This window comes from Dactylosporangium salmoneum, assembly GCF_039532525.1.
Lineage (GTDB): Bacteria > Actinomycetota > Actinomycetes > Mycobacteriales > Micromonosporaceae > Dactylosporangium > Dactylosporangium salmoneum.
Genome location: NZ_BAAARV010000021.1, coordinates 165,167 through 190,167, shown reverse-complemented (window position 1 = coordinate 190,167; position 25,001 = coordinate 165,167). Strand labels below are relative to the sequence as shown.

The 25,001-nt window shown below is 70.6% G+C and carries 21 protein-coding genes; 11 read left to right on the top strand and 10 right to left on the bottom strand.

What is annotated here, in order from left to right; translation table 11 throughout:
* Positions 1-5 precede the first annotated feature (5 nt).
* From ABD352_RS13065 to ABD352_RS13055, 3 genes are read right to left on the bottom strand one after another with little or no spacing between them, the layout of a single operon-like run.
* Positions 6-956 carry a thymidylate synthase gene (locus ABD352_RS13065; RefSeq protein ID WP_344612566.1) on the bottom strand — a complete coding sequence of 317 codons (951 nt, stop codon included), beginning with the start codon at positions 954-956 and terminating at the stop codon, positions 6-8.
* Positions 953-2,806 carry a hypothetical protein gene (locus ABD352_RS13060; protein ID WP_344612565.1) on the bottom strand — a complete coding sequence of 618 codons (1,854 nt, stop codon included), beginning with the start codon at positions 2,804-2,806 and terminating at the stop codon, positions 953-955. Before ABD352_RS13060 ends, ABD352_RS13065 begins: the two co-directional genes overlap by 4 nt.
* Complete coding sequence (locus ABD352_RS13055; RefSeq protein ID WP_344612564.1) at positions 2,803-3,525, bottom strand: HAD family hydrolase; 723 nt, start codon at positions 3,523-3,525, stop codon at positions 2,803-2,805. Before ABD352_RS13055 ends, ABD352_RS13060 begins: the two co-directional genes overlap by 4 nt.
* Positions 3,526-4,177: 652 nt before the next feature.
* Between ABD352_RS13055 and ABD352_RS13050 the strand changes: the two genes are divergently transcribed.
* Positions 4,178-4,894 carry an HAD family hydrolase gene (locus ABD352_RS13050; protein ID WP_344612563.1) on the top strand — a complete coding sequence of 239 codons (717 nt, stop codon included), beginning with the start codon at positions 4,178-4,180 and terminating at the stop codon, positions 4,892-4,894.
* 16 nt (positions 4,895-4,910) lie between these two features.
* Here ABD352_RS13050 and ABD352_RS13045 read toward each other — a convergent pair whose 3' ends face one another.
* The 7 genes from ABD352_RS13045 to ABD352_RS13015 all read right to left on the bottom strand — a co-directional run bounded on the left by ABD352_RS13045 (position 4,911) and on the right by ABD352_RS13015 (position 12,117).
* Positions 4,911-6,278, bottom strand: coding sequence for an NsdA family TPR-like regulatory protein (locus ABD352_RS13045; RefSeq protein WP_344612562.1), 1,368 nt, complete (start codon positions 6,276-6,278; stop codon positions 4,911-4,913).
* A gap of 459 nt (positions 6,279-6,737) precedes the next feature.
* Positions 6,738-7,622, bottom strand: a complete 885-nt coding sequence (locus ABD352_RS13040; protein ID WP_344612561.1) for a bifunctional diaminohydroxyphosphoribosylaminopyrimidine deaminase/5-amino-6-(5-phosphoribosylamino)uracil reductase RibD — start codon at positions 7,620-7,622, stop codon at positions 6,738-6,740.
* The gene (locus ABD352_RS13035; protein ID WP_344612560.1) at positions 7,622-8,773 is read right to left on the bottom strand and encodes an NsdA family TPR-like regulatory protein; all 1,152 of its coding nucleotides are present in this window, start codon (positions 8,771-8,773) and stop codon (positions 7,622-7,624) included. Before ABD352_RS13035 ends, ABD352_RS13040 begins: the two co-directional genes overlap by 1 nt.
* A 229-nt stretch (positions 8,774-9,002) precedes the next feature.
* The gene (locus ABD352_RS13030; protein WP_344612559.1) at positions 9,003-9,716 is read right to left on the bottom strand and encodes a creatininase family protein; all 714 of its coding nucleotides are present in this window, start codon (positions 9,714-9,716) and stop codon (positions 9,003-9,005) included.
* Between the two features lie 4 nt (positions 9,717-9,720).
* Positions 9,721-10,956: an NsdA family TPR-like regulatory protein gene (locus ABD352_RS13025; protein WP_344612558.1), complete on the bottom strand. Its 1,236-nt coding sequence runs from the start codon at positions 10,954-10,956 to the stop codon at positions 9,721-9,723.
* A 79-nt stretch (positions 10,957-11,035) separates the two neighbouring features.
* Positions 11,036-11,233 carry a DUF397 domain-containing protein gene (locus ABD352_RS13020; RefSeq protein WP_344612557.1) on the bottom strand — a complete coding sequence of 66 codons (198 nt, stop codon included), beginning with the start codon at positions 11,231-11,233 and terminating at the stop codon, positions 11,036-11,038.
* Positions 11,230-12,117, bottom strand: a complete 888-nt coding sequence (locus ABD352_RS13015) for a helix-turn-helix domain-containing protein (RefSeq protein WP_344612556.1) — start codon at positions 12,115-12,117, stop codon at positions 11,230-11,232. The genes ABD352_RS13020 and ABD352_RS13015 overlap by 4 nt, the downstream gene beginning before the upstream one ends.
* A 1,131-nt stretch (positions 12,118-13,248) precedes the next feature.
* Between ABD352_RS13015 and ABD352_RS13010 the strand changes: the two genes are divergently transcribed.
* The 10 genes from ABD352_RS13010 (at position 13,249) to ABD352_RS12965 (ending at position 24,970) form a co-directional block, all read left to right on the top strand.
* Positions 13,249-14,769, top strand: coding sequence for an APC family permease (locus ABD352_RS13010; protein WP_344612555.1), 1,521 nt, complete (start codon positions 13,249-13,251; stop codon positions 14,767-14,769).
* A gap of 415 nt (positions 14,770-15,184) precedes the next feature.
* A complete protein-coding gene (locus ABD352_RS13005) occupies positions 15,185-16,018 on the top strand; it encodes a hypothetical protein (RefSeq protein ID WP_344612554.1) in 834 nt (277 codons plus the stop codon).
* Positions 16,009-17,250, top strand: coding sequence for a pyridoxal-dependent decarboxylase (locus ABD352_RS13000; RefSeq protein ID WP_344612553.1), 1,242 nt, complete (start codon positions 16,009-16,011; stop codon positions 17,248-17,250). Before ABD352_RS13005 ends, ABD352_RS13000 begins: the two co-directional genes overlap by 10 nt.
* Positions 17,244-17,891 carry a hypothetical protein gene (locus ABD352_RS12995; RefSeq protein WP_344612552.1) on the top strand — a complete coding sequence of 216 codons (648 nt, stop codon included), beginning with the start codon at positions 17,244-17,246 and terminating at the stop codon, positions 17,889-17,891. Before ABD352_RS13000 ends, ABD352_RS12995 begins: the two co-directional genes overlap by 7 nt.
* Positions 17,892-18,003: 112 nt before the next feature.
* Positions 18,004-18,282, top strand: coding sequence for a hypothetical protein (locus ABD352_RS12990; RefSeq protein ID WP_344612551.1), 279 nt, complete (start codon positions 18,004-18,006; stop codon positions 18,280-18,282).
* Between the two features lie 309 nt (positions 18,283-18,591).
* Entirely contained in the window at positions 18,592-19,437 is an 846-nt protein-coding gene (locus ABD352_RS12985) for an SAM-dependent methyltransferase (protein WP_344612550.1), read from the top strand.
* Between the two features lie 233 nt (positions 19,438-19,670).
* On the top strand, positions 19,671-21,032 hold the full coding sequence (locus ABD352_RS12980; protein ID WP_344612549.1) for a tetratricopeptide repeat protein: 1,362 nt from the start codon (positions 19,671-19,673) through the stop codon (positions 21,030-21,032).
* Between the two features lie 990 nt (positions 21,033-22,022).
* Positions 22,023-22,937, top strand: coding sequence for a hypothetical protein (locus tag ABD352_RS12975; protein ID WP_344612548.1), 915 nt, complete (start codon positions 22,023-22,025; stop codon positions 22,935-22,937).
* Positions 22,938-23,066: 129 nt separating this feature from the next.
* Positions 23,067-23,978 (top strand): hypothetical protein, encoded by a 912-nt coding sequence (locus tag ABD352_RS12970; protein WP_344612547.1) that lies wholly within the window; start codon positions 23,067-23,069, stop codon positions 23,976-23,978.
* Positions 23,975-24,970 carry an SAM-dependent methyltransferase gene (locus tag ABD352_RS12965; protein WP_344612546.1) on the top strand — a complete coding sequence of 332 codons (996 nt, stop codon included), beginning with the start codon at positions 23,975-23,977 and terminating at the stop codon, positions 24,968-24,970. Before ABD352_RS12970 ends, ABD352_RS12965 begins: the two co-directional genes overlap by 4 nt.
* Positions 24,971-25,001 lie beyond the last annotated feature (31 nt).

The following is a 25,001-nucleotide window of genomic DNA, read 5'->3' as shown; positions in this document are numbered from 1 at the left end:
GGCCATCACCTCGCCCGGGGCGTCGCGACGGGCGTTGACGAGCGCCGCTGCAGCTCGTCGTACCAGGCGGTTAGGGCTTGTCCGAGCGGGCCGTCGATCTCGCCGGCCGCCCGCCATGCCTGCTCGAGCTGACCGTCCTTCCACAGCCGGTAGCTGCGCAGCGTTGCGGCCATGGTGTCCCAGCCGGGGTGGCCGGTCACGTCGCGGGCTTCGATCTGGTCGAGCAGGTCGTCGAAGCCCTGCCACGGCGTTTGCAGGTCGGGCATGACCTCAGTGGCCGTGGGGGAGGTCAGCTGCTCGGCCCGCTCGAGATGCTCGTCGTAGATGTGCAGTGAGCCGACGTGCAGGTGGAACTCGCCCAGCTCCGCGTCGAGCCACCCGGCGACCAACTCGTGCAGCACGGTGTAGAAGAACACGTCGTATGGCATGCCGATCCACACATCCTGGCCGCGCATCATGGTCGCCATGTGCAGGCGTCCGGCGCGCAGGTGGAACCGGAAGCCGAGCGTGCAGGGCACGTCCTTGTGCCCGGCGGCGTCCTGGGCCGGGTCGTAGAGCTGGATCAGGGCGCGCCGCGAGTCGGGATCCTCCTTGAGGATCTCTACGACTCGGGCCAACTGGTCTACCTTGCCGCCCCAATTGCGCATCCTGGGCCCGTACGCGCCGAGGAGTACGCCGTCGTCGGCGTACTGGCGCAGCCGCGCGTTGAAGTCGAAGATCCACGGGGCGTCAGAGCCGGACAGATGCCAGACGGTCTCGGCGACCGCGAACGCGGGATTCATGATCCTGGCCGGCGGCGCGTAGAGCAGGCGGGCTCGTGGCTGGGTGAGCTGCAGGTGGACGTCGCGGACTTCCCGGGTGGGCATGCCCCGAGGGCTGACCCGATCGCCGGATCTGACCAACGTGATCGCGCCCGAGAACAGCTCGGCCATCGTGTCGGCGGTGAAGTGCGTCATCGGGCAGGTACTCCTTCGGCCAGGGGCGGCGTTGAGGTCGCGGCAGAGGCATCGCGGTGAACGGGGGCGGATGATCCGACGAGGGTTTCGGCGCGGCGGGTGATGAGACGGGCGATCTGGGCCGCGCTGTCGCCACGCCACCGGCACACCTCGTCCATGGCCGTTCTCGGGACGCGCGGCCTCGGATCGCGTAGGGCGGAGAGCGCCTGTGCGACGTCACCGGCGTTGTGGCAGCGGGTCGCCAGACCGTGGGGTGCCAGGTCCAAAGTGCGTTCGCCAGGTGCGCCGATTTCGAGGACCGGGACGTCGAGCAACGCGGCCTCGATTCCGCATGTCGAGTACGTAGACGCCAGAGCATTGCCGCCGGCAAGGCAGCCCCGCGCGCCGATCCGTGGGTCGGCCACGGCGACGAGCGGACCCCCGCCCAACGTCAGCACCGAGGCGAAGACCTGGGCGTCCTGCGCCGGGTGCGGAGCGATGATGAGCCCCCAGTCCCCATCCGCCGCGCGCAGGCCGTCCAAGAGGAGCTCTGCCTGGGCCTTGAGATGATCGGGACGGAACGGCTGACAGGCCCACACTAGGATCCGGGCAGGAGAGCGACGGTTGCCCGCAGCCAGCAACTTCTCCAGATACCGCCTCTGTTCCTGACGGTCGAGGCCGGTGAGCGCGTCGAAGCGCGGTTGTCCCAGAACGTGCACCTCGGCGGCGGGGTGGCGTATCCATCCCTGGGCCAGGAGCCGGTCTCGTTCGCCCATGACGACGATGTCGCGGCTGTGCAGTGCCGGCCAGGCGACCGACTCCGCTGTCCACGCTCCGTGCTGGACGTGGACCGTGTTGACTCCGCGGCGTTCGGCCGTGTGCGCGGCCAGCGCGCCCAGCGGGCTGGTGTCGTTGCTCAGCAGGACGGTGTGCGGGCGGGACGCCGCCAGCACGCTGTCGAGCCAGCTCTCCGCCCGCACGATGGCGCGCCATGATGGCTGGGTGCACCCGCCGCTGGTCTCGAGGAGCACGGACAACAGCCGTGCGAGGCGAGCGAGCTGGAGGCCGTATCCCTTGACGCGGACGAGGCGCCCGTCGTCGGGCGGTTGCAGGCCCTCGACAGTGCCGGAGAGGGTGAAAAGGTCGCTTGGCGCCGACCAGAGGCCGATGCTCGCGGACGTCGGCGCGGAGCACCGTTCCGCCGGATCGGTGGCGAGGTCGAGCAGAAGGCCCGTCTGTCCGTCACGCTCCAGTTCCACAAGGACCGGCTTTAGGGTGCCCGCATGCCGAGAGGTCCAGGACAGTGCCACGACATCTCGCTGCCGCACATCCGAGGGAAGCGGATCCGGCTCCGTGTTCACCGTGCTGGCATGAGAACGGTTCCGCAATTGGACGGAGTGGGCGGGGTTGTGCGGAGCCTCGGCCCCGAGCAGGTACGCGATACCGGACCAGGTGACGGTATAGACCAGGTACTCCCGCGAACTGCTCGGACGAACGCCGACCAGACCCTCGTCCGGGACACAGGCCAGGGGGCCCGGGGCCGACGCGGATGGTTCCCAGGCGTCCAGGGCCGCCAGCTTGCGCACGATCTCGGCCACGAAGCGCCGAGCGGGAACATGCTGGACGTGGAGCCAGCCAGCGCCGCCCGGTGTGGACGCGAACGATGAGCTGTGATGCTCCAAGGCGTCCATGACGCTATCGACGAGATCGCGTAGTTCCTGCCGGTCGATGGCGACGGCCTCCGGTTCCGCGGTTCTGCTGTGGTCGGACGTAACGTGATCCAGGGCATCGTCGCCGACCAGAGCCCCTCGCTGGTGGCAAGTGACGTCAGAGCGGATCAGGCCCGCGCCGCTGGCCGCACGGGCGCTCACACCGAGCCCCCGTCGATGCACGACACGTCAGCGCTCAGCAGCGTCAACAGTTCCTTCGGTGCGGAGACGATCCGGGGGACGGGTGAGGCGGGCCGCCCATATCCCCAGCCGGCATGGACGTACGCGACACCCGCGCGGGCCGCCGCCTCCTGGTCCACCGCCATATCTCCCACGTACACGGCCGCACCGGGGTCGACGCCAAGGTCGACCAGCGCCAGGAGGATCGGGTCGGGGGCTGGCTTGGCCCTGCCTGCTCCAGCGGGGGTGCGGACGGTGCCGAAGGGGCACTCAAGGCGGGCGAGCAGCGGGGCAGCGCGGTCGACGTGCTTCGACGTCACCACGCCCAACCTCCAACCTGCGGTCACGAAGGCGTGGAGTACCTCCACAACGCCGGTGTACGCATGCGCGAGGTGGGCGGCGGCGACGGATTCCGCCTCGTACGTCTGGCGGACTCCGTCGATGTCGGCGACGCCCAACCGCTGCATGATGTCGCCGAACTCGCGCCCGAGATGGCACTCGTAGTCAGTGAACGGAATGACGACGCCGTGGTTCTCCTGAACCTTCTTCCACGCCCACTGCATCACTGATCGCGTATCGACCAGGACGCCGTCGAGGTCGAGAAGAAGCGCCCGCCGGACACAATCGGTGTGCCGTCTCCCGCCCGTGAGGATGCCGACTGCGCTTGTCGCTGGTGCCGATATCTGAGCGGGAGCGGACATGGTCGTCCTCCTCGTCGGGGGTCGTTACCGGCAGTCGTCGTGGCGACGTATCGACTACGATCTCCGAGCTAGGCCGCGCTGGGAATACCGACTTACGGTCCGACTTGCTGTACCGACTTAGTGTCCGACCTGGCATTGAGCAGCCAAAACGGATGCCGGCGGGGAGGCATGAATCCGCCGACTGGTTCCGGCACGAGTCGGTGGACTGATTGGATCGATGTGCCGCGGCACACGTTCTCGGCCCTACTGGGCATTGTCGTGGCGCAGGGACGCAACAACGCCGAGGCCGCGCGGGCCGCGCTGTAGAGGCCGAACGAGTTGCACGGGGTCATGTCCGGTTCCGGCGGCAGCCGATCGAGGACTGCGTATGCCTCGGCGATCGCTCGCTCGGCAGCCCGGCACCGGCCGAGTTTGCCCAGGGCCCGGGCTTCGCCGTTGACGGCCAGCCGGACGGCTTGTGGGCCACGACCGGCGTGGCGGCGTCCGTCCGGGGCGAGCGCCAAGGCGAGGGGATACCGTCCCGCGTAGTACTCGGCGCGGTCCAGATGCTGCACCGACCATATCCGCCGCTGGTGCCGCTGCCCGGCGTACCTGCGGCCGCCACGGGTGGCGCGAGGTTCATCTGGTTCGACGATTGTGCGACGATGGGCCGGTGGAGCATCGGGATGCTGGCCTTGTGGTTTGGGACGTGGACGGCACGCTGATTCCGGCAGATCTACGCTGGTTGCGCCGTTCTATCGCCCGAACGTACGGGATCGATGAGGCGGCCGTGACCTTCCCGGAGAAGAAGGTCCACGGCTACACCGACGAGTCCATCGTGATCGATACTGCGATCACCTCCGGCATCGCACCCGCCGAAGCCGAAGCCGGCGTCCCACACTTCCACCAGGTCCTAGCGGAAGTCATGGAGGCGGGCCGCGACGAGCTTGCTCACGTTCAGCCACCGTATCCCGGCGTCGCATGCAGTATCGCCGAGCTACACCGGCGAGGCTTCGTGCAGACGGTTCTCACCGGGAACTTGCGAGTGGCGGCCGAGATCAAGATCCAATCAATGGACCTTGGGGGCGAACTGGATCTGGAAATCGGGGGATACGGCTCCGACGAACGAGACCGGTTCCGTCTTCCTGGCGTCGTCGCGCGCCGCTACGAAGGCAAGTACGGACTGGCGGTCTTGCCGCACCGGACTGTGGTGGTCGGAGACGCTCCGAACGACATCGCGTGCGCGAGAAGCGCGGGTTTCCGTGCTGTGGTGGTCGCGCATCGGGCAAGCCGGGAAGAACTATCGAGCTATGGTCCGGATGCTGTGCTGGACTCACTCGAGCCCGACTTGGTCGTCGCGACGATCGCTTCCCTCGTCCAGCAGGTTTGACCTTCAGCTGCCTTCCCTAGACCGCGGCCATCCTCTCGTCCAGTTCCTGTACGGCACGTTCGGCGTTCCATTGGCTCAATCCCTCACGGGCGCGCCGGGCACGAGAGATGCCCCGAAGGTTACCGATCCGCTCAAGCTGTTCGTATGCGTCACCAAGCGTAGTGCAGGCCATGTCCAGGTGACCGGTCAGTGCGTAGGCGCTGGCGAGGTCGACGTGAGCGGCAAGCGCCACGTTCGTGTTGTCTGGGTCCTGGTCGAGGACTGCCGATGCTCGCTCAAGGTGCAGAATGGCGGCTTGCGGTTCTCTGAGCAGGATGCGGCACGTGCCTTCGTATACATCCAGGCGCGAGGGGTTCCAGTCACTGAAGAGGCCGGTCCGGTTGGACGACGTGATCCCGGCAGCTGCCTGCCGCGCTCGGTCCAGCGCGGCTTCAGTTTCCATCCGCATGTTCAGTGCCGCATAGGTCTGGGCCTGCTCCGCGGCGATCCTGGCTTGTGCGGCGCAGCTGAGGTGCTCGGCTGCGGCGGCGGCCTCGTCCAGCAGCCGCAGCCCGGTCATGATGTTGCCGTCGGCATGAATCAGTGTGGAGGCTCCGGAGTGCAGGTTGCTCTCGAAGATCCGGGCGGTCGCACCGAGCCGGATGTTGCCAAGCCGCTCGGCGAGAGTCCGTGCGTAGGCGCAATGGGCGAGCGCCATGGATCGGTTTCCCTGCGCGCTCCACAGCCGGCTAGCGACGATGGATGCTTCACCGACCATCGCGCCGATGGCGGCGCCCGCCGGATCCCCTTCCGCTTTTCGGAACAAGGTCAGTAAACAATCACGGTGCGCCTCCACGAGACTCAGCAGGGCCGCTGGGGCAACCGCTTGCCGCTGCTGGGCAAGCATGCTCGTGATGACAGAGAAGCTGTTCCAATCGTCGTACTCGCCGCTCTCAAGACGAGCTATCTCACCGGTGAGCACCCCGGAGATCCGCGGATCGCCGCTTCCTACCTCGCCGACTGGACGTACATTCATGCTTCCCAAGACCCAGCTCCCCGGCGTCGGCGTAGGCGTGCCGCCGCTGACGGGACCTTCGGTGTGGCGGGGGATGTAGAGGCCGAGTTCGGTGTCGGTGGCGGCGCCGAGGGCGTGGCGGAGGGCGGTGCGGCGTTCGTCGCTGGGCCAGCGGTGTTCGCCGCGTTCGAGTTTGCCGATCCAGCGGCTGTCGACGTAGTGGGCGGTGAGGTCGCGGCCGGGGTAGAGCTGGTCGAGGGCGGTGTTGACGGCGTCGGCGAGTTCGGTGCGGGACATGGCTTGCCCCGGCCGCCAGGGCGATGGTGTCCGCTCGCGGGCTTCGCGCAGGGTGGGGTTCGGTGTGATCACCGCATCGGGACGACGAGGCATCCATACCCCCTTCCATGTCCGGCCCAGGAGTGTTGATGGCGGCGCATCGATCCAAAGGGTGCCATGTCTGTGCGACTTCTTCAGCTGTGGCGTGAGGCGATCCCGGCCGTTCCGCTGTGCGCGCGGTCGCCCTCAGCGGGCGGAGCGCGGCGGCATGTGCAAGCCGAGCTCGGTGTCCGTGGCGACGTGGAGCGCCTGGCGCAGGGCGGCGCGGCGTTGGCCGTTCGGCTAGCGGTGTTCGCCGCGTTCGAGTTTCCCGATCCAACGGACGTCGACATGGTTGCCGGTGGGTCGCACTGCCGGGTCCGCCTGGTTGGGTAGACCGTTGACAGTGCCAGCGAGCTCTGCCCTCGACATGTACCGACCGGCTCTCACGGGTGAAGCGATCCGAAGGCGTGCAGCGGTGATCAAGACGTTGGCGATAACTATGGAGTGGCGGGTCGGAAGCATAGATCCTCTTCAGGAAAAGCCGGTTTGCCGTAGGTGGGCGGTGATGGTTACTTGGTCCGCAATGATGTCAACGATCTGGAAACCGGCGTCCGACAACTGATGGCTGATTGGAGTCGAGGCCCGCGGGGGATTGGTCCGGCAGAGCGCTAGCCACAGCTCGTCGATGAGCGGCAAGTAGCCGGGGGTTGGTTCGGGTTCCGAGCTGATGAGGAGCACTCGCCGAGCACCGTTGCGGTAGGCGTCGTCGAGCCACGGCGCGAGACCTTCACCGAGTTGGTCGAGGTCGGGCAGGCGGAAGTGCACCGCGCTGTGTCCGCCGGGTACCCCTTCGGACACGGCGGCGCCGTCCAGCACCACGTCGGCGGTGCCCCGCAAGATTGCAAGGTGCCGATCGTCTGCAGGACGGTCCGGTTCCTGCTGGCTTTTATGGGCCCAGGTGACGTAGGGGCACCGCCGGCGTGTCGCGGTGAGCCAAGGGCCGAGAACGGCGAAAACCTCTTCGTGCAGGACCCCGGTTTCGACATCGACGCCTGCGCCGGCCAGGACGGCTGCGCCGCCGTCGCCGCGCGAGGTGGGGTCGATGACGCCGAGGACGACTCTGGCGATACCGGCGTCGAGCAGTTCCTGTCGGCAAGCCGGGGTGACACCGACATGGTTGCACGGTTCGAGCGTGACCACGGCCGTGCCACCGCGGGCTGCCGTCCCGGCGGCGGCGAGGGCGTTGACCTCGGCGTGCGGTTCGCCTTTTCGCCGGTGGAACCCGGCCCCGACCGGTGTCCCGTGCGTGTCGAGGATGACGCAGCCGACGGGCGGGTTCGGGCTGGTCGTGCCGAGACCGAGCGCGGACAAGAGGATGGCCTGTCGCATCGCGGCGAGTTCGGCCTGTGACGCCATCAGGCACGCTCCTTGAGATCGTCGAGGAAGGCGCCCACGTGGTTGAGGTTGCGGTAGTCGCGGACGGCTGCGCCGATGTGAGCGAGCTGGTTCAGGGTCCGGCGGGTGCCGGCGTTGCGGGCGATCGGCAGCGCGGTGTGGGCGGTGGCTGCGGCCTGGTCTGGTTGGCCGGCGGCGATGTGCGCGGCGGCCTTGTTGACCAGGGCCGTGGTGTAGTCCTGGCGGTGCAGCGGTGACATCGACGGTAGGGCCGCGTCGAGGACGGCGATGGCTGCGTCCGGGCGTTCGGCCAGGCGCAGGCACGTTCCCCGGTACATTTCGATGTATCCGCTGGTGCAGTACGAGCCGTGCTCTCCGTCGGGTTTACTCGTGTGGCGGTCGGCGGCCCAGCGGTGGGCGCCGTCGAGCAGTCGCTCGGCGGCGCGGTGCTGACCGTTCGCGGCCGACGTATGGGCGTGTTGCACGCGAAGCGCGGCGCGCATCGGACCGGGAAGCTTGGCGTCCAGGCGCATCGCGGCTGCGGCGTCCTTCGCCGCTTTGTGCGGATCACCCGCGAACAGCCAGTGCTGACTGCTGCGATAGCGCGCCCACGCCATCATGACCGGATCCTGGGCCTGATCGGACCATCCCAGCGCTCTGCTCGTCCAGTGGAAGGCGGCGTCACGTTCGTCAAGGGACTGATGCAGCCATGCGGCCGATTCCGCGTACTGGGCAGCAACCCGAATCAGGTCCGGGCGGAACGTCACAGGACCTCCGTCGAGGACCTGCTGCAGGAGCGTCAACTGCGCGGAGACGCCGAGCAGCGCAGCGGCGGGACCGAACAGTCTGTCGGTCTGGACCAGCAGCCTCCACTGCTGCCGGAGCAGAACGGTTCGTTCCTCCCAGTCCCCAGACGAAGGTTTCGGCTTCAGCCCCGCGGGTGTGACGGCGTCTGCGGTGTGGCGGGGGATGTAGAGGCCGAGTTCGGTGTCGGTGGCGGTGCCGAGGGCGTGGCGGAGGGCGGTGCGGCGTTCGTCGCTGGGCCAGCGGTGTTCGCCGCGTTCGAGTTTGCCGATCCAGCGGCTGTCGACGTAGTGGGCGGTGAGGTCGCGGCCGGGGTAGAGCTGGTCGAGGGCGGTGTTGACGGCGTCGGCGAGTTCGGTGCGGGACATGCTCTGTCCTGGCCGCCAGGGCGATGGTGTCCGCTCGCGGGCTTCGCGCAGGGTGGGGTTCGGTGTGATCACCGCATCGGGACGACGAGGCATCGGCTTCCTCTCTCCGCGGCGCACCGCCACTGCCCGCCCGCCTCGTGCCCACAGGCTGGAGGGGGCTCAGCGACGTCCAGCCTATCGGTTGCCCCGGGCTTGTATGCTCCGCCAGCCACGGTCCGCATCCGAATGGTTATCGACCGTTCAGGTGGTCGAGGTGCTGCTGGAAGGATGCGACGAGGCTGGCGAGCAGCATTTGGCCCTTTTCAGGTGTTCCGGCGGAGGGTTTGCCGATGACGCCGGATTCGGTGTAGGCGCGCATGCCATCGACGAGCAGCATCGAGCGGGCGTCGGCGGCGTGATCTCCGTCGCGGTAGCCAGGGCCGACAAGCTGTGGTTGGACGTGCAGGAGGATGGAGACCTCCAGTTCGCCCGCGTGCATGTCGTGGTGGGCGTCGGTGTCGAGGTGCGCGGCGGTGCGGGCGGTGTCCCAGTCGGTTCTGGTGGGGAACAGGCTCATGGATCGTGGTGTGGTGGCGTTGGCGGTTTGGACGATGTTGCTCAGCACGTAGTTGCCGCCGTGGCCGTTGACGAGGATCAGCCGAGTGATGCCGCTGCCGGTCAGCGAGGTGCGGATGTCGTCGATGATGGTGGACAGGGTGTGGTGGCTGATGCTGACGGTGCCGGGCCAGGCGGCGTGTTCGTGGGAGCATGAGATGGTGACCGGCGGCAGGAGCAGCACGTTGTAGTGGGCGGCGGCCGCGCCGGCGATGGCGGTGGCGATGATCGAGTCGGTGGCCAGCGGTAGGAACGGGCCGTGCTGTTCGAAGCTGCCGATGGGTAGGACCGCGACCTGTGAGGCGCTGGCGGCGATGTCGGTGGTCGTGGCGGTCGGGAACATATCCACCGGGCTATCTTGGCACCGGTCCGGTGACGGCTTGGCGGTGCGCGTCGAGGAACGTCTGGATGGTGGGTAGGCTGCGGTGTCGGCGCAGGGCCACGGCGAGCGGTTGCAGGGCCCGGACGGGCCGGTAGGAGCCTGCTTGCGCGCCGAGCTGCAGGGCCAGGCTGCCGTGGTGGGCGGCGCGTTGCGGGTCGGTGGCCTGGTAGCAGTCGCCGAGGTGGGCATGCCACATGCTGGCGTCAAGGGGACCAAGCGCTGGCTCGGTGAGGAGTTCTTCGAGGATCGCGGCGGCCGAGGTGGTGTCGCCGAGCAGGTGCCGGCAGCGGGCGTCGACGGCCGTGACGTACCGCAGGTCGCAGTGATTGGCGAACTCCTCGGCCGGATCGGAGCTGGCGCTTCGGATGCCGCGTCTGGCCTTGGCGATGATCGTGGCGGTCGTGTTGTCGCCGCAGGTGGCTAACGCTTCGGCCGTCCTGGTCAGGCAGAGCACGTGGGTTCGGGCGGGGATCGGACCGTAGGTGAGGGATCGGCGGGCGAGCGTGATCGCGGTGCGGACATCGCCGCCGTCGAGTGCGTGCTGGCTTTGCCGCATCAGCGTGTACGCGCTGAGCACGGGGTCTGCTGCGGCGGTGGCGTGCCGATGTGCTCGGTGCAGCCAGGCGGCGCCGTCAGGCTCGCCGGTGTTATCGGCGAGCCAGCTCAGGAACTCCGACCAGCGTGCGTCGGCCTGCGCTAGGTCGGGACGGGCGCTGTCGCGTTGCAGCCGCTCAAGGATCTGCAGGTGTCGGCGGGCGCGTAGCAACGCATCGGCGGAGATCACGTTGCCGGCTTCGGTGACCAGGTCGCCGAGCCGGCGCAGCCACGCCTCGGCGGAATCCAGTGTCTCGATCCCGGGCTCCGCTTCGTGCAGGGGTGCTGGTGGTCGTCCGGGGTTCGGGACGAGTGCCGGCGTGTCTGGTGCGCGTCGGGTCGGGAACAGGCCGAGCTCGGCGTCGGTGTGGGCGTGCAGGACGTGGCGGAGTGCGGCGCGGCGCTCCTGGGCCGGCCAGCGGTGCTCGCCGCGTTCGAGCTTGCCGATCCAGCGGAAGTCGACGTAGAGGGCGCGCATGTCCTGACCAGGAAACAGCAGGTCGAGGGCCGCGTTGACCGCGTCGGCGACCTCCGAACGGGACATCGGCCGGCCCGGCCACCGTGCGGAGATCAGCCGGTTGCGGGCCTGCGCGAACTGGTCGTTCGGTGCCACCTCGGTATCGCGATGACGTGGCATATGAGCGCCTCCACAGGGTCAGCCTGAGAAGCCGCAGCCAGCTAGCGGCGGCGGGTCAGCGGTCAAAACGGCCGGCGCGGACGTGTCGGGTGAACGCCATCCAGCTGTCCTGGTCGAAGTCGAGCACGGGCCCGCCTGGGTCTTTGGAGTCGCGGACACCGATCGAGCCGCGATCGGAGTGGCCGACTTCGACGCAGTTGCCGTCGTCACTGCGGGGGGATTTACGCCAACCGGTATATGCGGGAGTGGTCACGCTGCTGCTCCTTGCATCGGTGTCAGGTCCTGCGCTGCTGCGGCCAGGGTGTGCAGGCTCGGCGCGGGATCGAGCGCGGCAGCCTTGAGCCGGGCGTGCAGGTGTTGGTACGGGTCGACTTGGTCCGGCTCGGTATGGATGTGGTCTTCGGTGAGGGTGTCGACCGCGACAGCGACCGAATGCTGCGGGTCGCGGTAGCGGTAGATCGAATAGGCAGACCGGGGCGCGCTGTGACCCTTGAGCGAGGCGCCGATCGGCAGCACCCGAACCGTGACGTTCGGATGCTGCGAGCACACGCTGACGATGTGGCGCAGCTGCTCGGCGACGATGTGCGGCTCGGCGGCGCACCGGCGGATCGCGGCCTCGTCGAGCACCACGTCGTAGCGGGGGCCGTCGGGCGCGAGCAGCAGCCGCTGGCGCGTGGCGCGAGCGGCGACTGCGGCCGACGGATCGAAGCGATCGCCGTACCGGGCCGGTTCGCAGCGCAACCGCGCGTCGGCGAACGCTGCCGTCTGCAGCAGACCGGGAACGAGCGCGAAGACGTACTCGGAGATGACGTCCGTGCCACTCTCCAGGTCGGCGTATAGCGCCTGTCGCGGGCCCATCCGTTCGGCGTCGGCCGCCCACCAGCCGCGGGCCCACCCGTCTGTCGCGGCATCCATGATCGCTGCGCGGCGGTTCGCGCCGATGCCGAGATAGTCACAGATGCCGCTGACCAGGTCGATGTCCGGGCCCAGGCGTCCGTTCTCGAGGGCACTGAGCTGCTTGCGCGGGAATCCGAGCACCCGGGCGAGCGGTTCCGCGGCGAGGTTGTACTCCTCCCGCAACCGCCGGATCTCCCGTCCCAACCATCGCCGGCGAATAAGCGGACTCGGGCGGGTCACCGGCAGCCTCCAACGGGTCACTGGGAGCCGGACGGTCGTGCTGCAACCGTCCGGACGATCACAATGTAACCCCGGACCCAGCGGCAGCCGACCGCCGAACCGCCGGGGTGCCGTGACATAAGCCCAGCTCAGCGGCCGGTCGGACAACAAGTCGGTACGGTAAGTCGGACCGTAAGTCGGTATTCCCACCACTCAGCCAGTGCGTGATCGTTGACTCGCACCGAGTCACTGATCAATGGACTGCTGATGGAGCTGTTCGACCAATGTCACCCCCGCGCCCGCACCAGCGCCCGGCATCTGCCGCGCGCCGCCGCCTGCACCGGTTCCCGTGTCGCAGCCGGCGACAGGCGGACCGCTTCGTCGGCCCGACACGCGTGAACGCCATCGGAACGGGACAGCTGACCGCGCTGCACCCGGTCCTCGCGGCGGCTCGGCAATCGCACGAGCTCGACAGCGTGCCGTCATCCATTGCCACAGACGGCAGAGGGCGGGTGCCTGCGGATACGCCGCCCGTCCTCTGCCCGCACACACGACCAGTACGGCCTTGCGGGTCGAAGGCCGGGCCGGGCCGGTCGTCGTTGTACTGCTGAGGCGATCGGCGAATCTCACCCTCAGCGACCGCCTGGGCGGCGGTTGTCACGTGCGTCGCCAGCCGGAGAAGTGCTCGGCACGACTCGGGGCGGACTGACCGCGCACGACGGGCATCGAGGCGGCTGATCAACCAACCAGGTGCAGCTGGATGCACAACAGCAGCCTTCCGTAACGGATAGCCAGCGCGGTCCACCCCGTGGGCCGGGCAATCGACATCTACCTGGGGAGCTTGCAGATGGGACCGACGAGACCTTCGTCGAGGAACATGCCCCCGCGCCGGCTACGCAGCAGCCTGCGCCGGGTGCTGCGACCGGACCCTGACCGGCAGGGCTTTGCGGTGCGGATCGACTGGCCGACCGCCGGCGGACTGGTGAGTCACGACTTCGTGCAGTTCACGGCGAGTTTGCCGCGGGCGCGGCGCCGCGCCGCGAGCGCAGAGAGGTTTTGGCGGCGGGGCCCGTTTCGGCCGCTTGCGGTGACGGTGGCGCCGATGACGTGGTCGGTGTTCGCCGCGCACCGGCAGGGGTGCGGTTCGTTGGCGTGTCCGACGGTGGCGCCGTTGTACGGGATGGCTGGGGGTGCGGCGTGCGTCCAGCGGCTGGGCTGATCCGTCGGCATATCAACGGTTTCAATGCGTGGCAGTTCATGGTGGGGGCGACGTCGCCGATGGCGGTGCTGGTCGGTGGTGTGGTCAATACCTACGCCGCCACTGGTGTGCTCGGCACGCCCCTTGCCTTCCTGATCGTCGGCGGGGCGCTGGGGCTGGTGATGATCGGCTATTTGGCGATGACGAACCGGGAGGGCAACGCCGCGCCGGCGTACGCGTTCCTGGCCTTGGGCCTTGGGCCGGGTTGGGGGATCGCGGGTGGGGCGTTGATGTTCGCGGCGACGAACGCGATCCAGATCTCGTTGTATGGGCTGATCGGCGCCACCGCCGTCGACCTCACCGGTGTCGGTCGCTGGACGTGGTGGGCGGTGGCGGCGTGGGTGGTGGTGGCGGTGTTCGGGGTGGCGAACTTCTCGCTGGGCAAGGTGTTCATCGCCGTGGTCGGGGTGGCTGAGCTGGCGATGATCGGGGCGGTGATCCTGGCCGCGTTCACCCACCCGCATGGCGGGCACGTCACCACGGCGCCGTTGGCGGTCGGGGCGTTGTGGGATCAGCGTGGCCAGGTCGGGTTGGTGTTCGCGTTGACGATGGCGGCGTTCATCGGGACGGAGTCCGGGGCGTCGTTCGCTGAGGAGGGCAAGACCGACAAGACGGTGGTCCGGGCGACGGTGGCGACGCTGGTGGTGCTGCCGGTGGTGTACTGCGCGATGGCGTGGGCGCTGCCGGTGTGGACCGGTCCCGGCCAGATCGTCGCCGCATCCCGGGATGCGGCGCAGACGGGGTTTCCGTTCACGATCGTGGCCGACGGTTATGGCGGCTTCATGGTCTGGGTGGCGCAGGGGCTGATGCTGTCCAGCTTCCTGATCTCGGCGTTGTCGTTCCATCAGGCGATCGGCCGGTACGTGCATGCGATCGCCCGGGAGGGGGTGATCCCGGGCTGGCTGGCGGATGTCGGCCGGCTCGGCGGGCGGATGGCGGGGGCGACCGCGCCCGCATCACTGCTGCAGTCCGTGATTGCCCTGGCCGTGATCGGGGTGTGCACGCTGCTGCAGGTCGACCCGATCGGCGGCATGTTCATCTGGCTGTCCTCGGCCGCGGCGGTCGGGGTCCTGGTGATGCTGATCGGGGTGTCGATCGCCACGATCTTCTACTTCCGTAAGGGCGGCGGCGGGCGTCACGACCCGGTGATCGTGCGGACGGCGGGGCCGGTCCTGGGCGCGATCGCCGGTAGCGGTCTCCTCGCTGTCATCGTGTCCAACCAGTCGGCTGTGCTGGGCGCGACGAGCGCCGGGTTGCAGGCGGTCATCCCGGTCCTGGTCGTCGTGGTCATCCTGGCCGGGTTCGGGTATGCGCGGCGGGTGCGGCGGCGATGGCCGGACCGCTACGCCGAGATCGGCCGGGGCCGCCCGGACGAGGTCACGGTTCCGGACCTGCAGGTGGGTTTCCGTGTCTAGCCGCCCGCACCCGAATCCCCACGACCACGACCACGGCGAGGCGCTGCCGCAGCGCCGACGCACCCGCGCACCGCTGTACCTGGTCCAAGGCCAAACCGACGAGCCGGCCGCGCCTGGCACCGGGGCAGCCGGGCAGGCACCCGGCAGCGTAGCCGCCGACGCGCAGACTACCTGGCTACCGCAGGTCGCGGCGTCCGGTGTGACGTCGGCAGGCGGGTCGTTGCCGCAGCCGCGAGCTCAGGACGGCTATCGGGATGAGGCGACGATGCACCAGCCACGGCAGCTGCCGCTGGCAGCGGTGGCCCGGGATGGGGCTGGCTCGGCGGCGATGCCTGGCCTGTCCTGGCCTGGCCAGCCCGAGCCCGGCCAGTTCGCAGGGTGGCCGGATCAGCCGCCGGCTGGTCAGCCAGGTCCGATGGACGTGCGTATCCCGGAGCCGTTGCCGCGGCTGGGGATGCCGTGGCCGCGCCGCCCGTATGAGCTGCTGCCGCCGTCGCCGGAACTGGCTGGGGAGGTTCGCCGCCGTCCGGACACGGAGATCGACCCGGCGGAGCGGGCTGGGGTGACGCAGTTGCGGTGGGCGGTGGTGCACCGGCTGACCGAGATCACCGTGAACCACGCGGAGGCGGCGTGGCAGCTGCGCTACAGCAAGCCGGTCGCGCCGACGCTGGTGGTGCTGCTGTTCGCGGTGCCGTACACGGATCAGGGCCTGTTGCGGTTCGCGTTGCGGGCGGATGCCCGCACGTGGCATCAGAGCGACCGGGTCGCGGACGCGGCGGCGGTGCTGCAGGAAATGGCGGGAATCGTGCACCGCGGCTGGCGGGACGTGTCGTTCGACGTGCGGGCGGCGCTGACCAACCAGCCCGACGAACAGTGGACCGGCGAAGACTGGCGACGCCGGCCCGAGTTTGTCGGGGTGGCGTTGTCGACATTGGACACCAGCGAGTACGGGACGTGGAACCGGGCACAGGGACGTGCCAGGTTCGGTGATGACGTGCCCTCCGAGGTCCTGGCCCAGTTCACCGACGGCGGCCGGCTGCGGATCATGCGCCACGCGGCCCGGCAGTACCACCGCATCGAACGGCAGGCCAGCATGTCGCTGCACCCGGACCGGCAACCACCGGCGCTGCCGTGGGAGTCCACCCCGGCCCTGAACCGGATCTGGTCCACCGACCCGACCGCCTACACCTGGCACTTCCTGGGCGAGCTGACCCGCACCGTCTACTGGGGGTGGCAGGCATGGCGGTGACCACCGACGGGCCGCTCACCGTGACCGCGGACGGGCCGCTAACCCTGGCCGGGGTGCGGGACCTGCACCGCCGCTGGCTGGACGGGGCAGCATTCGACATCGGCTACCCCAACGCCGCCGACTTCGACCCGTCGATGCTGCTACGGCTGTTCGATGTCACCCTCAACAACGTCGGGCACCCGTTCACGCCGACCAGCGGCTTCTCCGGCCACAGCCTGCCGCTGGAACAACAGCTGATCCGAGAACTCGGCGCGACGTTCCGCTGCCCGCCGGACCTGGTGACCGGATTCGTCACGTCGGGGAGCACGGAGGCGGTACGGGCCGCGCTGCTGGCGGCCCGCCGCCGGTTCCGCCGACGGCTGATCGTCTACGCCTCCACCGCCGCGCACACCTGCGTAGCGAAGCTCGCCGAGGAGCTGTGCCTGCCGCTGCGGCAGGTCCCGGCCCGCGCGGACGGGACGATGGACACCACCGCCCTGGCCGAACTGGTGCAGCAGCGGCGCCGCGGCGTGGCGGTGCTGGTGGTGGCCACGATCGGCACCACCATGCTCGAGGCCGTCGACGACGTCCCGGCGATCCACACGGCGCTCGACGCCGCCGGCGTCCCCGCCAAGTCCCGCTGGGTCCACGCCGACGCCGCCCTCGCCGGCATCCCCCTGGCCATGGCCGATCCGGCCGGCCGGCCCGGATTCGACATCGGCGACGGCGCCGACAGCATCAACATCTCCGGCCACAAGTACCTCGGGGTGCCAACACCGTGCGGGGCGATCGTGCTCCGCACCGACCGCTGCACCCCGCCGGACCTCACGCCCACCTACACCGGCGCGCCGGACCTGACCCCGGCCGGGTCCCGCTCCGGCCACACACCGGTGCTGATGCTCGCCGCGCTGCGCGGCTTCGGCACCGACGGGCTGCGGTCGCGGGCCGAGACCTGCCGGTCGCACGCGGCGACCCTGGTGGAACTGCTCACGGCGGCGGACGTGCCGGCGTGGCGGCACCAGGACGCCTTCACCGTCGTCTTCCCCGCCCCATCCGACCGGCTCCGCGCCCGCTGGCCGCTGCCGGTGCAGGACGGCTGGGGGCACGTCATCTGCATGCCCGGCAAACCCTTCACCAGATACGAACGCTTCGCCGCCGAGTACCTCGCCGACCGCCGCGACCACGGCGGCCACCCCCTGCCCGGCCGGCCACCGGCCGTGGCAGCCGACCTCGAGGACGCGATCGCATGCTGACCCTGCACACCCCCCTGCGGCTGCTACAGCACATCCCGGCCTTGCGCACACCCGCGGCCGCGGCCGACACCACCCTGTATGTGCTGCGCGCCGGGCAGCTCGTCCACATTGGCGCCGCGCCGGGCAGTGACGGCCGCTGGGCCGGCTGGCCACTGGGCGGCGGACACGGGCCGGACTGCCGGGTCATCCTTGACGATGTCGACCTGGCAACAGCCGTCCCGCCGGCCTGGCTGACCGTGGCCGGGTACCCCGACCCGGAGTGTCACCCGGCCGGATACCGGGTCGCCTGGTGCTCCAGCATCTGGCAGCAGCACGGTGCCCGACGCGGCCAAGCCGCCCGTCAGCTTGCCATCGCCGCGTACCCGAGCATGCCGCAGACCGGCACCCCCGCACCGTGGTTCGAGGTTCGTCACGGCCTGCACGGCTATGCACTCGCCGACCACGGCAGCATCCGCCGCTACGCCCTAGCCGCACACATGCACCCGGTCGGGTTCGGGCGCCATGTGACGGCGCTGCTAAAGGCCGGATGGCTGCTGCAGGCATCGATTGCCGGCGAGGAGGTCTTTCGACTTACGTTTCCGCGCGCGGCCGACGGCCCCGAGGCGGCCGCGCACATGCCAGCCCTGATTGGCCGCGCATGAGTGCGCCGCCGACCGATGCCTCGGCCATCGACGGCTGCTCGGGATGCACGGATCTCTTCGACCCGCCGTCGTACCCGCCGGACTGGCGGCCGGTCCAGCCGGGACGGCCGCGGTGAGCACCAACAGCAACGAGCAGCTGCGCCGGCTGCGGGCCGCGGTGCTGGATCTGCTCCCGGAACCGGGTCAGGAGCCGGTGTCGACCAGCGACCTGCGCACCGCGCTGCACCTGTCCGCCTACGAGCACAGCGCTCACCTGTGGCCGATCCTCAACGAGCTCGCCATCGACGGCGTCGCCGAGCGCATCGCCCGGCCCGGACAGACCGTGCGGTACTGGCGGCGCACCCCCGCACCGGCATCAGATGCCGCTTGGCAGCCGCAGGAGCCGCGATGAGCGGCCTGCCGTCCGCGGCCGGTGCCGGTAGCCCATGGACTGCACCCCCGGCGCATCGAGTCCCTGCTGCGCGTGCCGGTCACTCCAGCGCGCTGCAGCCTGTGGGTGGCTGCTGTGGCGTGCTCGCCGGGACGGCTGCGGGGAAACGGTGCCCCCCGCGGCCGTCCCCGCCGCCACCTGGACGCCGGGTGCCGGCCGCCGCCCCGGCCAACGGCGGGGTGTCGACGTGTTGAGCGGGCGGGCCCAGCTGACCGCCGCGATCGCTGTCCTCACCGCCGCCACGGCGGGACCCTGTTCAGGAGTTGCCCGATGAGCGCAGCCACACCATCCGACGACGAGTCGGGCCTGCCTACGGCCGACGACGTCCTGGCCCGGATCGACACGACGGTGGCGCACCCGGCCCGCCGCTACAACTATTGGCTCGGCGGGAAGGACAACTTCGCGGTCGATCGTGCCTCCGGCGACCTGATCGCCGGGCGGTTCCCGGCAGTTCCCGCCGCGGCCCGGGCCAACCGGGCGTTCGCCGGCCGGGCGGTGCAGTACCTGGCCCGCCGGGGCATCCGCCAGTTCCTGGACATCGGCACCGGTCTGCCCGGCCCGGGCAACACCCACGAAGTCGCGCAGCGTATCGACCCGCTCAGCCGGGTCGTCTACGTCGACAACGACCCGATCGTGCTCGCCCACGCCCGGGCGCTGCTCATCGGCGCGACCCAGTACACGGTCGCCTACCTGGACCGTGACCTGCGCGACCCGGACGGCATCCTGCACGACGAGGCCCTGAGCAGCACACTCGATCTCGCCCGGCCGGTCGCGGTGCTGCTGGTCGCGGTCCTGCACTTCATCGACCACCCCGAACCGCACGACATCGTCGCCCGGCTGCGGCAGGCACTCGCCCCGGGCAGCTACGTCGTGCTCAGCCACGGCACCGCCGACTTCCTCAACGAACAGGACCGGGCCGCCCTGCCCGGTCTGACCGCCCGGGACGCTACCGGGTTCTACCCGCGCAGCCGCGACGACCTCCTCGCCCTGCTGGACGGGCTCGACCTCGTCAAGCCGGGACTGGTGTCGGTCCGAGACTGGCGCAACCCCGACGACCCCGGGCCGTTCAGCGCGGAGGAAATCGGCGTCTACGGCGCCGTCGCCCGCATCCCGTAACGCCCGCCCCGCCGTCCCCACATGAGCAGCGTCATCACGCCCCTGCCAACACATCCACCGAGTGTGAAAGGTCGCACCATGCGCCTGCACCATGCCGCGTCGCCTGCAGCACCGCCGTGTCCTGTGGGCCTGGCGCCGGGCGTCCACCCGCTGTTGGACGGGCCGGCCTGGCTGGTGGATCTTGGCGCGGAGGCTGTTGGCCTGCCGGCCGGCCTGCGGCTGGTGGAGGCGTGGTGAGGACCGGTCACCCGACCCGGACCGGGCATCATCGTGGCGACCCGGACGTCGACGGCCCGGGCAGCGGCCAGCACGCGACCCCGCAGACCCCGTTTCAGTTGGTCGATCGGGCCGGGGTGCTGCTGAGCGCCTACGACTTCGGCGGCGCGTACCAGCTCCTTATCGAGCTCCGCTCGCGGATCGAACAGGGCGTGCCGGTCGAGCCCGTCGACGCGGCCGACGCCACCCGCATGCTCGCCGAAACGCTGCTGGCCCTCGGGCAGCCCGACGCCGCCGGCGACCTGCTCGCCGAGTTCGCCACGTGGCCCGGCCTCGGCCCGTACCAAGCGGCGATGCTCACCCTGGCCCAGGCGCGGCTGCTGACCGCGCAGGATCGGCTCGACGACGCCGCGGCCTGCTACCGCGACATCATCGAGCGTGGCACAGGCGGGCACGAAGCGATCCACTGGCCGGTGCTCCTGGCGACGGCCGGCGCCGCCGCGCTCACGGCCACGCAGGGACGTCCGGCGACCGCGGAGCCGGCGCTGCACCTGGCCTACACCCGCCTCGCCGACGAGTATGGCGGCGGCCACGTCGACACTGTCCGGGTCGGTCTCGACCTGGTCCGGGTCCGGATGCAGCTCGGCGGGACGTCCGCCGCCCGGCGGCTGGCAGCGCAGTTGCTGCCGGCGGCGGTCACTGGCCTCGGTGAGCACCATCCACTCGTCGACCGGCTGACTGTACTCGTCGATGACCTCACCGCCCCTCCCCGCGACCGCGGCGGGGCACCGGCTGCGGAACCAGGGCGGCGGGACGCGCTGCGCTCGGCGGCCGCGCGCGAGCCGGCCCTGGGTCGCCGGCGACCGGCCGGGCGGCGGCGGTGGCTGCCGCACTGGGCGATCGTGGCTGTAGTCCTGTGCCTGGCAGCCGTATCGGCGGCCGCGGTCATCATGCTCGCGATCCCCACGTCGACTCCCGCCCGGACACTCGGTGTGGCTCCACGACCGATCACCGGGCAGGCCTCGACCGGGGATTCGTGGACGTCTTCATACCGGCCCGCCGGTGACGTGCGCATCGTCCGGGCCACCGGCACAACGATCGACGTCGCGTGGACTGACCCCACCAACGGCACCCGGCCCACCATCCTGTTCCTCGCCAAAGACGACACCCCGGCGTTCGCCGCCGCGACGGTGCAGGCCGCCACCACCAGCTACCGGCTCACCGGCCTGGACCGTCGCGCACACCGGTACTGCATCGGCGTCGCGGTCGCCTACAGCCCCACCACAGTCGCGCGGGCCCCCGACGTCTGCACCAGCAGACCAGCCACCCACCGCAGCGGCGCGCCCGGACCACCATCGCCGAAAGACCCCGCATCATGAACCACCTCCCAACCGGCCGCGAACACGCCGCCACTGCCGGCTCTGGCCGGCTCGGGAGCTCCGGTCGAGCGTGCGACGGCTCGAGCACCGCACCCGCCGATATCCGGTCCGATGCACATGTGCGCGGCGTAGCCTCCCGCCGTCGTGGCCGTGGGATTTCCGCGCGGTTGTGGCCGTACTGGGCACGTCTGCTCGAGGCCGTGGCGGATGTCGGCGGCTGGCTGCGGCGGGTGTGGCTGCGGTCCGCGTACACCGCCGTTCGTGGTCTGCGCGGGCCCGGGCATCCGTGGACGGCGAACGTGGGGCAGCGTCTGGCGATGGCGTTGTTCCTGCGCCAGGACTATGAGGCCGCGCTCGTCATCCGCCGCGCCGTCGCGGACGCTTACGCGCGGACCGGGCGGTCCGCGGACGTGATCCGGGCCCGGTTCGACCTGGGCTGCACCCTGCACGCCGCTGGCCACTGCGATACCGGCGTCGACAGGGCCCGGCGAGCCTGGCAGGACTACCTGCAGCTGCACGGCGAGGACGTCACCAGCCTGACCAGACTGATCTCCGTCGCGGCGCTGCTGCGCGCCTGCAACCGCCCCGCGAAGCCACCCCGCTGCTGGCCCAGGCCAGGCCCTGGGTCCACCGCGCCGTGCGGGCGCTCTCGCCGGCCGGACGGCCTGGCGCGGCAGCGGTCCTGCTGGCCGTGCAGCCACCAGACCTCGACCGGCATCACCTCGTGTGCGCCCGCCGTGGTGATGCGCCGCCCAGCCACAGCGGGCACCGGCCGACCGCGTCGTACAGCGTCGTCCTGGACGACGTGCTCTGAGCACCGCCTGCGCAGGCCCTCGCACATCCCCGTCTTGTCATCGTTGAAAGGGACGCTGTCCGTTGTCCGTGCCGGCTTACGACCACCCGACCATGTGCACCGCACCGCCGTCATCCACCCCACCGACTGCCCGGCGGGAACGCGAAACCGCGTCCCGGCAGACCAGGCCGCGGCCGGTGCGCTCGGCCAGGGTCGTGGTCGCCGTGGCGCTGCTGGCGAGCGCGGCGCTGCACCCGGCGGCCGTCACCACGACCGCCGCACCGCGCACACGCTCAGCTGCGCACGTGAACGCTCAGGGGTTCCAGGTGTCCAGCGCGGCGCTGGCGTTCCTCGCCGACCGGCTCCAGCCCGCTCCGGTCGACCAGCAGCCCGGCAACACCGACTATGTCGAGTTCCGATTCGGCGACGACCTGTACGAGGTCAACGGTGGCCGGCCGATCCAGTACGCGCGGCTGCAGGCATGGGCCCGGGCAGGCGGCATCCACTGGACCCGGGTCCTACGCGAAACCGGAGACACCGCGCGCTGCGACGTGATGTGGCAGGACTTCACCGACTTCGACGACGACAGGCCGGCGTGGTTCGACGTCCCGCCTGACGACCCGGCCGCCCTGGACCGGTTCCTCCTAACCAACCCGTACCCGCCCGTTCGTGGCGACACCGCGGACCTGTACCTGCTGTACCGCATCAGCTGGCTCGCCCAGGAACACGTCGGCACCCTCCGGCAACGCCAGACAATCCTGCGGACCCTCGCCCGCCATCCCGGCCTGGCCGTACAGCTCGGCACCCGCGATGACGCCGGCCGGCCCACGATCACCGTCAGCGCGGCCGGGATCGAACACGACCCGGCGTTCCGAGAAATGTCCGTCCAGCCCGTCCGCCGGGTGCTGGTCTTCGACGCCGGCACTGGGCTGCTGCTGACCGAAACCCTCTACCAGCAGCCAACCGTGCTCCTCGCCGGACCGCACACGGCACCACACCCCCACGGATCGAGCGTCCTCGACCGCGTCGTCTTCGTCGACCGCCAGCACGTCCCCGACCCCACCACCCCGACACTCGGCTGCCCACTGAGCCCACAGCCATCCAGCGCGTAACACCCCACCCGGTCCGGCAACCGGCGACGGACACCGGGCGGAGCACCAAACCGCCCGGCGCTCCCGGCGGTGGGACTCGTCCCAATGAACGTCCACTACCTGCCCAATAGAGTCTTGCCAGGAGCTGACGTGTTTCTCGATCGCCCGACGGTGCTGCGCCCCCGCGCGCTGCCCGGTATGCCCGCTGGTAGCGAGGTCCTCCGGGTGCCGTTCGCGGATGTGGTCGCTACCGCGCTGGGTGTGCGGGCCGTTGCCCTCGCCCGACGCGCGGGCGGGGGGCGGCTGGTTATCGCGGTCTGCGAGGGCTGCCGGTCCTGCGAGTTGTTCGGCACCGCCCTCGCCGCCGCCGCCACACCACACGACATCCGTCTCACGATGCTGTATCCCAGGCACGGCGGCGGCCGCACCGGACCGGGCGGGCCGGGGGGTGCCGGGTCCGGGGGCGGGTGGGGTGCCGGCGTCGGGTGGCCGCAGTGGTTTCTGCTGGCGGACCTGGAGCCGTTCGCGGGCAGCTATGCCGGTGCGGTGCGGGCGAGCCGGGAACGCGCCCGGCAGCTTGCCGGCGCTGTGGACGGCAACGTTCCGGGCCCGGCCGGCAACCACGGCCAGTACGCGCTCGCGGTGCATCTGGTCGAGGCGCTGAGTGTCCTGCCGGATCCGCCGGCGACGATCTGGCTGCCGTACGATCCCGCCACCTGCGCCGCCCTCGACAGTGCCGTGCGCCTCCTCGGCTGGCCCAGCACCCTGGCCGCGGTTGCCGCCACGCCCCAGCCGGACGGGTGGCCGACCTCGGCGCTGGACCCGTACCTGTGCCCGCGCGACACCGACGCCGACCGGGTCGAGCCGCTCGACCCCGACCCCCGTGCCCGCGCCATCGCCCGGCAGATCCTTGCTGACGCCGCTATGCCCAGCGGCCAGGCGCGCTCCGGTGACGGCCTGGCCGGTCTGCTCACCGCCCACCGCACCGGCCGGCAGGTCAGCGGCGACCTCGTCCTGGTGCCGGTGCCCTCCCTGGCGGACATGTACGGGGATGCGTCGTGACGCCGTTCGGCGGGCCGCCGGCCCGGGATGGACGCGGCATCCACGGCCCGTCGCGAGCTGCGGCCGCCAGGCCGGAGGTGTGGGTCGCCGACGATCCGCGCGACAGCGTGCCGACCGCGGCCGAGGTGTGCAATGTGTTGTACGGCGGGTTCCACAACAGCACCGAATCCCGGCGCCTCGCCGGCGAACTCGCGGCTGCGTGGCCGCCGCTGCGCCACCACACCTACGCCGGAAGGGCCCTGGTGCGGCGGATGGTGCAGCACCTGATCGCCGCTGGCGTCGAGCAGTTCCTCGACATCGGCGGCGGCATCGCCCAACACGGCGCCACCCACGAGATCATCGCCGACACCATCACCGACCCCAGCGCCCGACCTCTTCCCGGTCTCACACCGGCTGGTGGTCCGGCGCAGCGGGCCCGGGTCGTCTGCGCCGACCTCGACCCCATCGCCACCGATGTGAACCGCCGCCACCTGGAGGATCTCGCCTGGGCGACGGCCGTCGTGGGTGACCTGCGCCGCCCGCACAGCATCCTGGACGACCCCGTGGTGAACACGACCCTCAACCTTGACCGGCCGGTCGGGGTGCTCCTGCTCGGCGTCCTGCACCACCTGCCACCCGACGCCGACCTGGTCCAGATCCTCCGCACCACCGCCGACGCGCTCACGCCGGGCAGCTACCTGGCCGTCTCCCTTCTCACCATCGATCCCGACCCTGCGGGGGCCGCCGCCCAGCGCCACGCCGCCGCCCTGTACACCCGCACCCCGACACCTCTGCACCTGCGCCCCGCCCGAAACATCACCGACCTGCTGCAACACCCGCAGCTGCCCGACCTGCACCTCGTCGACCCCGGCGTCGTCCCCGCGCACCACTGGCAACCCGATCCCGACGACGAACCCGGCTTCCCCGCACCACACCTGCTCGCCGCCCTCGCCCGGATCGGCCCCGCCGCACCCAGCGACACGGCCGGCTCCCGTCCGGGGCCTCCATGCTGAGCCACGCCGCCCAGCTCGGCAGGACACGGCC